Origin of the sequence: Hymenobacter gelipurpurascens (assembly GCF_900187375.1) — a bacterium.
GTDB lineage: Bacteria > Bacteroidota > Bacteroidia > Cytophagales > Hymenobacteraceae > Hymenobacter > Hymenobacter gelipurpurascens.
In genome coordinates this window covers 331845-344705 of record NZ_FYEW01000003.1, presented here as the reverse complement: position 1 = coordinate 344705, position 12861 = coordinate 331845, and the positions used below count along the sequence as shown (strand labels likewise).

Annotated in this window: 13 protein-coding genes; 8 read left to right on the top strand and 5 right to left on the bottom strand. The window is 58.0% G+C overall.

Features of this window, described 5'->3' with window-relative positions:
* Positions 1-155: 155 nt before the first annotated feature.
* The 4 genes from CFT68_RS19740 to CFT68_RS19725 form a co-directional block, all read right to left on the bottom strand.
* Entirely contained in the window at positions 156-938 is a 783-nt protein-coding gene (locus CFT68_RS19740) for an alpha/beta fold hydrolase (protein ID WP_088845405.1), read from the bottom strand.
* A 4-nt stretch (positions 939-942) separates the two neighbouring features.
* Complete coding sequence (locus CFT68_RS19735) at positions 943-1560, bottom strand: anthranilate synthase component II (protein WP_088845404.1); 618 nt, start codon at positions 1558-1560, stop codon at positions 943-945.
* Positions 1561-1633: 73 nt separating this feature from the next.
* A complete protein-coding gene (locus CFT68_RS19730) occupies positions 1634-2155 on the bottom strand; it encodes a CvpA family protein (RefSeq protein WP_088845403.1) in 522 nt (173 codons plus the stop codon).
* 98 nt (positions 2156-2253) lie between these two features.
* A complete protein-coding gene (locus CFT68_RS19725; RefSeq protein ID WP_088845402.1) occupies positions 2254-2718 on the bottom strand; it encodes a GatB/YqeY domain-containing protein in 465 nt (154 codons plus the stop codon).
* A gap of 233 nt (positions 2719-2951) precedes the next feature.
* Between CFT68_RS19725 and CFT68_RS19720 the strand changes: the two genes are divergently transcribed.
* The 8 genes from CFT68_RS19720 to CFT68_RS19685 all read left to right on the top strand — a co-directional run bounded on the left by CFT68_RS19720 (position 2952) and on the right by CFT68_RS19685 (position 10581).
* Positions 2952-3665, top strand: coding sequence for a pyridoxine 5'-phosphate synthase (locus tag CFT68_RS19720; protein ID WP_088845401.1), 714 nt, complete (start codon positions 2952-2954; stop codon positions 3663-3665).
* A 94-nt stretch (positions 3666-3759) separates the two neighbouring features.
* Positions 3760-4785, top strand: a complete 1026-nt coding sequence (gene mnmH, locus CFT68_RS19715; protein ID WP_088845400.1) for a tRNA 2-selenouridine(34) synthase MnmH — start codon at positions 3760-3762, stop codon at positions 4783-4785.
* An 11-nt stretch (positions 4786-4796) separates the two neighbouring features.
* Positions 4797-5186, top strand: coding sequence for a VOC family protein (locus tag CFT68_RS19710; RefSeq protein WP_088845399.1), 390 nt, complete (start codon positions 4797-4799; stop codon positions 5184-5186).
* A gap of 24 nt (positions 5187-5210) precedes the next feature.
* Entirely contained in the window at positions 5211-6269 is a 1059-nt protein-coding gene (gene selD / locus CFT68_RS19705; RefSeq protein ID WP_088845398.1) for a selenide, water dikinase SelD, read from the top strand.
* A gap of 12 nt (positions 6270-6281) precedes the next feature.
* Positions 6282-6875: a hypothetical protein gene (locus CFT68_RS19700; protein ID WP_088845397.1), complete on the top strand. Its 594-nt coding sequence runs from the start codon at positions 6282-6284 to the stop codon at positions 6873-6875.
* Positions 6876-7053: 178 nt separating this feature from the next.
* Positions 7054-8955, top strand: a complete 1902-nt coding sequence (locus tag CFT68_RS19695; protein ID WP_088845396.1) for a sensor histidine kinase — start codon at positions 7054-7056, stop codon at positions 8953-8955.
* Between the two features lie 63 nt (positions 8956-9018).
* Positions 9019-9801 (top strand): alpha/beta fold hydrolase, encoded by a 783-nt coding sequence (locus CFT68_RS19690; RefSeq protein ID WP_088845395.1) that lies wholly within the window; start codon positions 9019-9021, stop codon positions 9799-9801.
* Positions 9802-9876: 75 nt separating this feature from the next.
* Positions 9877-10581, top strand: a complete 705-nt coding sequence (locus CFT68_RS19685) for an SAM-dependent methyltransferase (RefSeq protein WP_088845394.1) — start codon at positions 9877-9879, stop codon at positions 10579-10581.
* A gap of 91 nt (positions 10582-10672) precedes the next feature.
* Here the strand turns inward: CFT68_RS19685 and feoB are convergent, their stop codons facing one another.
* Positions 10673-12847 carry a ferrous iron transport protein B gene (gene feoB, locus CFT68_RS19680; protein WP_394340119.1) on the bottom strand — a complete coding sequence of 725 codons (2175 nt, stop codon included), beginning with the start codon at positions 12845-12847 and terminating at the stop codon, positions 10673-10675.
* Positions 12848-12861: the final 14 nt, after the last annotated feature.

Below are 12861 nucleotides of genomic sequence, written 5' to 3'. Positions count from 1 at the left end.
GAACAGAAAACAAGAAGCAGCACGCACGACTGGCCTACCAATTCAAAGAAAAGTTTTTTACCGGATAACTATACACTCAGGCAAGCAAAAGAGCGAATGAACTGGCCTATGGTTGCAGTCAGTGGTTAAACTCGTTTTTCCTCCTTTCTGTTGTATCAACCAACGGAGTTTACCCCGATCTGGTTTTTTACCAGAAACTGGTGCAGCAGCTGATTGAACGCCTGCGGGCGCTCCATCATGGGCGCGTGGCAGCAATGGTCCAGAAAGCGCAGCTCTGAGTTGGGCAATAGGCGGTTGAACTCATGCGCGACTACGGGCGGAGTAATGGTATCATTCAACCCCCAAACAAGCAGTGTAGGCACCTGTATTTTGTGCAGCTCTTTGGAGAGATTGTGGCGCTGTGCGGAGCGGGCTATACTAATAATACGCAGGCACTTAGAGTTAGAGTTCGTGACATTGAACACCTCATCTACCAGCTCACGGGTGGCTACAGTAGGATCATAGAAAGTGTAGGCCACTTTCTCCTGCACGTACGTGTAGTTGCCACGCTTCGGGAATGAGCCGCCCATGCCATCCTCAAACAAGCCACTGCTGCCCGTGAGTACCAGCCGGCTTACGCGGGCCTGGTTGCGCAACGTGTATACCAGGGCCACATGTCCGCCGAGGGAGTTGCCCAGCACCGTGCACGGCTCCGTCAGGCCTATTTCGGCCAGAAAATCTTCTACGAACTGTACTAGGCCAGGCACCCCGGCTTTGGTCAGTGGCATATCATAGATAGGAAGCAGGGGAATAATTACCCGGTAATCGGCGCTGAACTCCGCCACTACATCTTGCCAGTTGCTTAGGGCGCCAAACAGGCCGTGCAGCAGCAAGAGCACTTCGCCGGTGCCTTCCTCTACGTACTGAAAATCGTTTTTCTGTTTTATCTGCAATTCCATTTTCTCAGGGGTGACTACTGCCGGAAACAGGAGCCGAACCGGTCTGTGCAATGATACAACTCTTGACCCAATTGCCTAACAATGCCAATCCGTCGGGCGTGAGCAGGGCTTCGGGGTGGAACTGCACGCCATATAAGGGAAGAGACTGATGACGAAATGCCATAATTTCCTGGTGCAGGTCGACGGTGCAGGCCAAGACCTCCAACGCCGGCGGCAGGTGCTGTAGTATCAGCGAATGATACCGCGTCACGGGCATTCGGGCCGGCAGATCTTGCCAGAGCGCATCCGGCTGCATCCACTCAATTTCTGACACTTTGCCGTGCATGGGCAGGGCGCCGCGCGTAAGCTCCGCCCCGAAGAACTGGCCTAGCGCCTGGTGGCCCAGACAAACGCCCAGCATAGGCACCCGTTGGTGCCAGGCCTCAATCACCTGGCCTAGAATACCGGCTTCTTGTGGCGTGCCGGGCCCTGGCGAAAGCACTATACCCTCAAATTTCAGCTCCTCCAACGACTCCAGCGACACATCATTGCGACGCACAAGCACCTCGCACTCCAACTGCCGGAAATAATCCAGCAGGTTGTAAGTGAAAGAATCGAAGTTATCGAGCAGCAGCAAACGCATCAGCAAGCATAGTCAGAGTATTCGTGGGCAGATATTGGACCTGGTTCCAGGCGCTTCTAGGCCACTCTTGGGCTTAGAATACGCCTCGGAGCCGCTCCAGCAGTGTGCCCGCAAATGGCATCACGAAGCTCACCACCTGCAGCGCCACCGGCGTGGCCTGCTGCACCCACGGCAGCACCTGCGACTGCGCCACCAATTGCGGCGACACTAAGTTGAGGCCCGCTAGGCCTATACCGTGCAGCAGCAAGCTCAGCCCCAGCACCCATTTCAGTACGCCACTGGCCGCGCCGCCCAGATTATCAAGCACGCCCAACGGCGTAAGATGCACGGCTGTTTTAATGAAGCTGCTCAGCAGATGCACGCCCCACACAATGGCGGCAAACACCAGCAGAAACGACACCAACGGCAATAGCCCGAAAGCCTCGCCTACGTAGTGCCGAACCAGCGGAATAGCATCGTTGAGAAGGGCTAGGCCACCAATGGCACCCAATACGAAGGCCAGCAACGAGGCCACTTCTAGGACCAAGCCTCGACGGTAGCCCTTCACAGCTCCAATGCCCAAAGGCAGTAGCAACAGCAGGTCGAAGGCAGACATGAGGTGAAGTGGTGAAATGGTGAAGTGGTGCGTTTGCTGTTCTACTGGCCTAGAATGCGCCAACAGAACGGCAAATTCACTACTTCACAATTCTATCTTTAGAGGTTGGTGTTATTGAGCAGGTTGTTGACAGTCTGCGAAATGGCGCGGCCATCGGCTTGGCCAGCCAGCTCGCGGGCCGCTACGCCCATTACCTTGCCCAGGTCTGATGGACCAGTAGCGCCAACGCGCTGAATAATGGCTACCAGTTTCTCTACCAAATCGGCCTCAGAAAGCTGCTGCGGCAGGTATTCTTCAATAATGGCCAACTCGGCCAGCTCCACTTCCTCCAGATCGGAGCGGAATTGCTTCTGATAGGTTTCGGCAGCTTCGCGGCGCTGCTTGGCGGCTTTGGTCAGCAGCTTCATTTCGGCGTCGGGCGTGAGGGCCGCGCCGTGCTGGCCTTCGGCCGTTTCGGCCAGCATAATCTGCGACTTAATGCTGCGCAGGGCCGTGAGGCGCATTTTGTCTTTGGCCAGCATGGCCTTTTTGATATCGGCGTCGATGGTTTCTTTGAGAGCCATAAGTATCGAGGTAAGGAAGGTGCAAGATTACGGGTTATTCACGAGACAGGCCGCGCTAGGCCAGTTCTGGCTACAGGCCACCGGGCCCAAAACTCTTTCTGGAAGCCCGTGGGTTTCCTCAACGAGGGCCAGCGTAAAGCGGCTGATATAGCAGGGCGGTAACCGGAAAATGGCCTAGGCTGTTTGGGGTTGTATCTTTGACCACGTACCACCCGTTCAGCTCACCCCGACGTATGACGAAGCTTAGCGTAAACATAAATAAAATTGCCACCCTGCGGAACGCCCGTGGCCACAACCGCCCCGATCTGCTGCAGGCCGCCCGCGACTGTGAGCGGTTTGGCGCCCAAGGCATTACGGTGCACCCGCGGCCCGATGAGCGCCACATCCGCTACCAGGATGCGCGTGACCTGAAAGCAGTGGTAACCACGGAATTCAATATTGAGGGCAACCCCACGCCCGACTTTATGGACCTGGTGCGCGAAGTGCGGCCCGAGCAGGTGACCCTGGTCCCCGACGCGCCCGATGCCATTACCTCCAATGCCGGCTGGGACACCATTCAGCACCAGGAATATCTGCAGGGTATTGTGCGGGAGCTGAAGGAGCTAGGCTGCCGCGTCAGCATCTTCCTCGACCCCGACCTGGACATGGTGCGCGCCGCCGCTACCACCGGCACCGACCGTATTGAGCTCTATACCGAAGACTACGCCCGCCAGTATCCGCAGGACCCGGCCGCGGCTATCCGCAGCTACCGGGCGGCGGCTGAGCTGGCGCAGGAACTAGGCCTGGGCCTCAATGCCGGCCACGACCTCGACCTTGATAACTTGGCCTATCTGCACCAGAATCTGCCAGGTCTGGCTGAAGTCAGCATCGGCCACGCCCTGATTTGCGACGCTTTGTACCTGGGGCTGGAAAATACCATTCAGCTCTACCGCCGACAGCTGGCCTAGCATACATATTTCGACACCTTGAAACCCTGTGCTGCCCAGGGGTGTCTCCTCTGTTTCTGTGCTCCTTGGCGCAGCCTTTCGTTCTAGGCCACCTATGCCCCGTTCTCCTCTTTCCGATTTTCTGCAAGGCTCCGCTGATGCTCCCATCCTGGACGTGCGCGCTCCTATCGAGTACCAGCACGGACACATTCCGGGTGCCCTGAGCTTCCCGTTGTTTACGGATGAGGAGCGCGCGCGCATTGGCACTACTTACAAGCAAGTCAGCCAGGATAAAGCTGTGCTGCTAGGCCTCGATTTCTTCGGGCCGAAGATGAGCGAGATGGTGAGGCAGGTCAAAAAGCTGGCCCCCAATAAGCAGGTGCGCGTGCACTGCTGGCGCGGTGGCATGCGCAGCGGAGCGGTGCTCTGGCTGCTGGAGCTGGCCGGCTTTCAGGTGCAGTTGCTGGAAAAAGGCTACAAAGACTACCGCCGCTGGGTACTGCAGGAATTTGAGCGGCCTAGGCCACTGCTCGTGCTGGGTGGCCTCACGGGCTCCGGCAAAACCGACGTGCTGCACGCGCTACGGACCCAGCAGCAGCCTATCATCGACCTCGAAGGCGTTGCGCACCACAAAGGCTCCGCTTTCGGTAGCATTGGTCAGCCCACGCAGCCCACGCAGGAGCAGTTCGAGAACAACCTGGCCGCTGTTTTGAGCGCACTGCCCGAGGCTGGCCCCATTTGGGTGGAGGACGAGAGCCGCACCATTGGCGGCGTGCACGTGCCGCCTCCTCTATTCGCGCAAATGATGCAGGCTCCGCTGCTGGTGCTGGACATTCCGCGGGAAGTGCGCGTGCGCAAGCTGGCCGAAGAATACGGCCGTCAGGACCCGGCGGCTCTGGCCGCTTCTATTCTCAAAATCCGGAAGCGCCTGGGTGGCCTGGCCACGAAAGAGGCGCTGTCGGCCATCGGCGAAGAAGACATGGAGAAGATGGTGAGCCTCGTACTCGACTACTACGATAAAACGTACAGCCACGGGCTGGAAAGCCGGCCCATAACCCGCGTCAGCTCCGACACCTGCGACCCAACCGTGAATGCGGAGTTAGTACTGCAGGCTATGCGTAAATCCGGTTTCTCTTCTTAAGTCTGTTTCGCATGATTCCGAAGTTGCGCGTAGCACGGCCAACCAATGCTCTAGGCCCACTCCTGACTTTTTACCGCGACGGATTGGGCTTGACGGAAATCTGCTCTTTTTCCAATCATGATGGGTTTGATGGCGTAATGCTAGGCCACCCGCAGGCACCGTACCACTTAGAGTTTACGGTGCAACACCACCACTCGGCACCACTTGCACCTTCTGCCGAACACTTACTCGTATTTTACCTGCCGAACCGCCCGGAATGGCAGGCCGCCATCGAACGAATGCAGGCGCACGGTTTTGCGCCGGTAGTGGCCTACAATCCTTATTGGGACCTGCAGGGCCTCACGTTCGAAGACCCCGATGGCTACCGGGTGGTGCTGCAAAACGCCAACTGGGAATACTAACTAATCCGCAACACCTCTGCTCCTATGTCCGCTACTTCCGAAACCACCGACCAGATCCGCCTGACCCAGTACAGCCACGGCGCGGGCTGCGGCTGCAAAATTGCGCCCAAGGTGCTGGATCAGATTCTGCACACCAGCATTCCGCAACCCCATGACAGCAAGCTGCTGGTAGGCAACTCCTCCCGCGACGATGCCGCCGTGTACGATATCGGCGGAGGGCAGGCCATCATCAGCACCACCGACTTTTTCATGCCGATTGTGGATGATGCCTACGATTTCGGCCGCATTGCCTCGGCCAATGCTATTTCCGACGTGTACGCCATGGGCGGCCGGCCCGTCATGGCCATTGCTGTGCTGGGGTGGCCTATTGATAAGCTGGCGCCGGAAGTAGCGCGCCGCGTAATTGAAGGCAGCCGCAGCATCTGCGCCGAAGCCGGCATCCCGCTGGCTGGCGGCCACAGCATCGACTCGCCGGAGCCCATTTTTGGCTTGGCGGTTACGGGCCTGCTCGACATCAAAAATCTCAAACAAAATGACACCGCTACGGCCGGTTGCGAGCTTTACCTCACCAAGCCTTTGGGCGTAGGCATGCTCACCACGGCTCAGAAGCGCGGCATATTGCGCCCCGAGCACGAGCAACTGGCCCCGCACAGCATGATGCAGCTCAATAAGATTGGGCAGGCGCTAGGCCAGGTTGCCGCCGTGCGCGCCATGACCGACGTTACGGGTTTCGGGCTGCTAGGCCACCTTTCCGAAGTGTGCGAAGGCAGCAACCTCACGGCAGAGGTGGAGTTCAGCAAAGTACCCCTTATTGCGGAGGCCGAGGAGTACCGTGCCCAGGGCTCCGTACCCGGCGGCACGGTTCGCAACTGGGATTCGTACGGCCATAAAATTGGCAAAATCACCGACGAGCAGCGCGCCTGGCTCTGCGACCCGCAGACTTCCGGTGGCTTGCTGGTGTGCGTGGAGCCCGGCGGCGAGGCCGAGGTACAGGCTATTTTCGAGCAGTACGGCTTGCAGCTGGAGACCTTTGGCCGGTTGCGCGAGCACGTTGCTGGGGAGCCCTGGATTTCGGTGCGCTAGGCCACTCCCCTTGTGAAGCTGATTCCTTTTCTGCGGCCGTTGCTGGAAGCAGCGGCCGCCATCACGCTTATGGCGGTAGGCTTGCGCTTTATCACCAGCTTTTTCGCCAGCAAAAGCCGCGTGTACCGGCCTACATTTTTGCGGCAATTTGCCCTGGCTTTCTGGCCGCTCCTATGCTTGGGCGTAGGCATGCCGTTTCTGATGTCCTTCTTCTACATAGGCACCATATCCACCTACGAGCTGGTGCTGCTTATCCTGCTGGCTTCTGTGGTGCTGGGATTTTCCCTGCCTGCCCTACTGCTGCACGCCCAATACTACGCCCGCAACCTGCACACTACCCTGGTCTTCGACCCTAAACAAAACGTACTGGAAGTGTACGAAGAGCGAGTGCGCATCCCGTTCTCCAAAAGCGACTTGGTGCGGGTAGAATGGGTAACCTGCACCTCGCGCCGCATGTTTTGGAGCAATTATGAGTACCTGAAACTGCACTTGCAGACCGGTGAGGTGCTCACACTTACGTCCTTACTTACCAAGCTTGCACCGGTAGCAGAATTCTTGCGCAATACACCACTGGAACACCGGCAGCGCTGGTTCTGCATCGTCTAGGTCAGTCAGGCTGGCACTTTAAAAGGTGTGTCTACACACGAGATGAAAGAATTTGGCGTTCAAGATGATAGGCTACCGTGCTATCGGTATATTATTCGATGAAACCTGATTTTAACTCGGTATAACTAGCGTATAGCTCTATATATTTGTAGACCTCTCTTTGTGCTTATTTGATTTGATGCAGCGCTTTTTGCTTTTGTGGTTGCTGCTCATTGTATTTCCAGGATTTGGACAAACCAGCCTGGAGCCAAATGTAGAAGCTATCCAACGTCAGCTAGCTACCCAACCGGCCGATACCGGCCGGGTACGACGGCTGGCGTTGCTGTGCTATGAGCTCCACGACTCGGCCCCCAGCCAGGCGCTGACTTACGGCGAACAGGCCGTAACGCTGGCCCGCCGCCTCCACGACCAGCCCGGCCTGCTCCGGAGTTTGCTGGTGCTCAGTAGCTGCTACGCCAATCTTTCCGAAGGCCCTCATGCGTTGCAGCTCCAGCAGCAAGCCCTGTCGCTGGCCCGCCGCTTGCGCAATACCGATGGCATGGTGCGTAGCTACACGGGCATGGGTGGCGTCCATCACGAGCGCAACGATACCACCGCGGCCCTGCTGAACTATCGGCGGGCGCTGGACCTGGCCTACCAGCCCGGTGTGCGGCCTCACACGCAGATCCTGTTATTTGGCAACCTCGGCAACCTGTATTTCAGCCTCCAAAAGCAGGAAGAAGGCTTACTGTACACCCGCCGGGCGTTGCAGCTCTCCCGCACTACCGGCGACCTGGCAGGCGAATCCCTGTATCTGGCCGATATGGGCTCTTACTATCAGCAGATGGGCCAGCTCAATACGGCCGAAGGCCTTCTTCGGGAGTCCATCACGCTGATTGAGCCCCTGGCCCGCCCCCGCTTCGAGGCGGGCAACCTGGAAATGCTGGCCTCCGTCCTGATTCAAAAAAGAAAGATTACGGAAGCAGAACAGCTCACGCGCCGGGCGCTGGAAACAGCGCGGCAAATTGACTACAAAGAAGGCGTACTGGAGGCCTACAAGCTGCTGTCGGAAATTCATGCTACCTGGCGGCAGTTCGGGAAAGCGTTCGAATGGCAAACCCGCTACCAGCAGCTCAACGACAGCCTCAACAGCCGCTCCCGACTCCAGACGCTGGCCGCCTTACAAACACGCTACGAGACGGCTGAGAAAGAATATCAGATCCGGCTACTAACTCAACGCAGCCAGACCGACCAGCGCCATAACCGTGAGCTTTGGGGCGCCGTAGCCTTGCTCCTCTTCGGCCTGGGCGGCATGGCTATCCTGTATACCCAGCTGCGCCAAAGCCGCTCGGCGCTTGCCAAAAACAACGAAGCGCTGCAGGAAGCCACCCACGAGCTACGCCAGCTGGCTGCCTCAAAAGACCGCCTCTACGCCATTGTAGCCCACGATTTACGCGGGCCCGTGACTTCCTTTGCGGGCGTTACGGAGCTGATTGACTTCTACTTGCAGCGTGGTGATGAGCAGGGCCTGCGTCGCCTGCCTGATATGGTACGTCAGGCCGCCCAGAACCTGAACAGCCTCCTCGACAACCTGCTGAACTGGGCCGTCAGCCAGACCGGTGAACTGGCCTTCCGACCGGCGCGCCTGCCCGTGTCGGAGCTGCTGGTGGAGATGGTGAGTCTGTATAGCGCTTCTGCCGAGGCCAAGCAGATTTCGTTGCGCATTGATTACGCCCCTAACCTAGCAGTGTGGGCCGATCCGCACATGACGCGCACTATTCTGCGCAACCTTATCGGCAATGCGCTGAAGTTTACACCGCCCGAAGGCAGCATTCAGCTGCTGGCCAGCACGTCGGCGGAGGCCGTTGTTCAGTTGAGTGTGGCGGACACAGGCTCCGGCATGACGCCGGAACAGCTAAAAGGCCTTCAGGACACCAATACTCCTGTTCTGCCTAAGTACGGTCCGCGTTCGGGCACTGGCCTAGGCCTGCTGTTGTGCCGTGCTTTCGCGCAGCGGCAGGGCGGCGTGCTGCACATTGAAAGCACCGAGGGCCAGGGCACTACTGTTTCCGTAACGCTGCCGGCGGCCCGCTACGAGTAAGGAACGCGCACGTTTGTGGCGCCGGCTTCCGACCTTTGCCGCCTCACTACCGTATTTCTGGCTATGCTTCTTCACTTCCGCGAAATGGGCCAGGGCGCTCCTCTGGTTATTCTTCATGGTCTATTTGGTTTCTCTGATAACTGGCAGACGCTGGCCCGGCGCTGGGCCGAAGCTGGCCACCGCGTTATCGTAGCCGATTTGCGCAACCACGGCCGCTCCTTCCACTCGGCCGAGCATTCCTACGAGCTCATGTCGCAGGATATCCTAGGCCTGTTCGACCATCTGCAGCTGGATGGCGCCACCACTACGTTGCTAGGCCATAGCATGGGCGGCAAAGCCTCCATGCGCTTTGCGCTGGATTACCCGGACCGGTTGGCGCGGTTGGTGGTAGTAGATATTGCGCCGCGTGCTTCCACCATGCATCACCAGGATGATATTCTGACTGGCCTGAATGCCGTTCCGGTTGCCACACTCGAAAGCCGGCAACAGGCTGAAGAAGCGTTGGCCCAACATGTGCCGCAGCCCGGTGTCCGGCAGTTCCTGCTCAAGAACCTGTACCGCCAAGAAGACAACACGTTTGCGTGGCGGCAAAATCTGGCCGCCCTAACGGAACACATGGAGGATTTGGGCGCCGAAATCAGCAGCGACAAACCGTTTCTGAAGCCGGCGCTGTTCATCCGGGGCGGCAAATCAGACTACATCACAACCGAAGACAAGCTGTATGGCATTCCGGCCATTTTCCCCAATTCTCAGGTTGAAACCGTTGTGAATGCTGGCCATTGGGTACATGCCGAAGCGCCCGACGCCGTATTTTCGCTGGTGCAGGCGTTTGCTACACAGGGCTAGGCCAAGCTAGCCTCTAGGCCACTCTGGCCATCTTTTCACAGCATTTCAGCTTTCCCTTCCTACTAAATTTCTCCCTTGAAAGGCACGCTTTATCTCATTCCTACCATCCTGGCCGAGGATACAGCTACGCAGGTGCTGCCGCCTCAGATCGGGAGTACCTGCGCAGACCTGACGTATTTTCTGGTAGAAAATGCGCGTACGGCGCGGCGCTTCATCAAAAGTGTGGCTCCGCAGCACGTCATCGAGAGCCTGCGCATCAGCGTGATTGATAAAGACAGCACCGAAGCCCAAATTCAGGCGGCGCTGGAGCCTGTGCTCAATGGCCAAGATGCCGGCGTAATTTCAGAAGCCGGCTGCCCCGGCATTGCAGACCCCGGCGCGGAGCTGGCGCGCCGGGCCCACCAAGTGGGCATTCGGGTGGTGCCGCTCGTAGGCCCCTCTTCGCTCCTGCTGGCCCTGATGGCTTCCGGCATGAACGGGCAGAGCTTTGCCTTTCACGGCTACCTGCCCATTGAGCGCAGCCAGCGCATGGCCGCCATCAAAACGCTGGAAAAACAGGCCCTGACCCAGCATCAGACCCAGCTTTTCATCGAGACGCCGTATCGCAACATGCCGCTGCTGGAAGACCTCCTGACCACGCTGCACCCAGGCACGCGCCTGTGCATCGCGGCCAGCCTCACCGCCGAGAACGAGTATGTCCGGACTGACACGGTGGCCGGTTGGAAAGGCAAGCTGCCCGAAATCCATAAGCAGCCCGCCGTTTTCCTGATTGGTAAGTAACCGCGCCACTGCTTTAGCAACTGAGCCTCTGTGGTTAGTCTTGGTGGACTGACCGCAGAGGCTCGGTTGCTACATGGCTTGTAGGCCAGTATTACTTCATGAGTTGATACACCAGCAGCGAGGAGAAGTACGCTAGGCCAGTCATGTAGAGCAATTGCATCAAGGGCCACTGCCAGCCTTTGGTTTCGCGGTACGTGGCAGCCAGCGTGCTCATGCATTGCATCGCAAACACATAGAATATCAGCAAGGAAAAGGACCGCGCCGGCGTGAAGAACGGCTGGCCATTGGCATCTTTCTCGGCCGCCAGCTTCTGCTGCACCGTCAGCTGATCCGCATCCTGGCCTACACTGTAGATGGTCGACATCGTTCCGACGAACACCTCGCGGGCTGCGAAAGAAGTAAGCAAGGATATGCCAATCTTCCAGTCGAAGCCCAGCGGCCGAATGGCCGGCTCAATCAGGTGCCCAAAGTGGCCAGCGTAGGAGCTCTCCAGCTTCTGTGATGCCACGTGCGAATCAATTTCAGTAGCCGTTAGGCCTTTGGCCTGTCCTTCTGTCCTGGCTCGTTTTTCGGCCTGTTCCAGCTGATCGGAGGGGCCATAGGAAGCCAGCACCCAGAGCAGTATGGAAATGGCCAGAATAACCTTACCGGCCTGAAAAACAAAGGCTTTTACCTTCTCCACAATGGTGATGCCCACGTTTTTCCAGCGTGGCCAGCGGTACACCGGAAACTCCATGATGAAGTAGCTGCGCTCTTTGGTTTTCATCAGTGCCTTCATGGCCCACGCCGATAAGATGGCGGCCAGGAAGCCCAGCAAGTACAGCCCCATTAAGGCAAAGCCGCGCAAATTGAAAATCCCCAGTACCGGCTCGTCGGGCACCACTAGGCCTATCAGCACCGTATACACCGGAATCCGGGCCGAGCAGCTCATCAAGGGCGTGACGAAGATGGTAATCATCCGGTCCTTCCAGTTTTCGATGGTGCGCGCGCTCATGATGGCCGGCACCGCGCAGGCCACCCCGGAAATCAGGGGCACGATGCTTTTCCCGTTCAGCCCAAACTTGCGCATGATGCGGTCCATCATGAACGTGACGCGCGCCATGTAGCCCGTTTCTTCCAGCACCGCTATAAAAGCAAAGAGCAAGGCAATCTGCGGAATAAAGATCAGGACCCCGCCTAGGCCTGCCAGCACCCCTTCGGTAAGCAGGTTCACCAGAGGCCCGTCGAAGTTGGTCTGGATCAGGCTATTAATCCAGGCCACACCTTGATCGATAAGCTCCATGGGGTAGCTGGCCCAGGCAAATACGGCCTGGAACATCAGGAACAACACCCCAAAGAAAATCAGGTAGCCCCATACCTTGTGGGTCAGCACTTTATCGAGGCGGTTGCTATACGGCTCGTTGCGCACCGTGCGGGTCACCGACACGGTGTTGAGCAGAATATCATTGATGCGGGCGTACCGGTCAATGGTTTCCTGGGCCTGGCGCGGCGTAGCCTCGAAGTTGTATTGTTGCACCAGCTCCCCGATGTAAGCCCGGTCGTCGGGCGTCAGGAAGCTGATCTGACGAAACTGATGCGCATAGTGCAGCGCCAGGTAGTCGTTGTGCAGGTTAAAATAGTAGCGAATCTGCCGTAGCATAGGCAGCAGTTCCTCCGGCAACTCGTAGAAATGCGTAGCCGGGGCATCCAGCATCTGCGCCATCACAATCTTGAGGGCCGCAATACCAATGCCCTTGCGAGCATTCATCGGGATAATAGGTACACCCAACTCCTGCTGCAAGGCTTGAATGTCGATGTTGACGCCGTGCTGTGCCGCCACATCCATCATATTCAGGGCTAGTACCGCCGGCAGGCCTAGGTCGGCGAGCTGTGTAAATAGCAGGAGGTTCCGACGCAAATTGCTAGCGTCGGCCGTTACCACTACAAAATCGGGGTACTGAGAACTGGTTCTGTCGTAGAGCAGGTCTGTGATAACCTTCTCATCCAGACTCTTCGGGTAGAGCGAGTAGGTACCGGGCAGATCTATAATTTCGGCCCGAAGCTGCGAGGTAAGCTGACTGACGCCCGTTTTACGGTCGACGGTTACCCCAGGGAAATTGCCAACCTTCTGGTTTAGACCCGTCAGCTGATTAAAGAGCGAAGTTTTGCCCGAGTTCGGGTTGCCAATCAGCGCAATCCGCGTGAGGGCGCCAGGGTGGCGAGGAGAGGCAGCTTCCAGTACGGCGGCCGATGCGCCTGCGCCAGCCCGGCCGGTAATGAGTTCCACCCCTGCCATTCTAC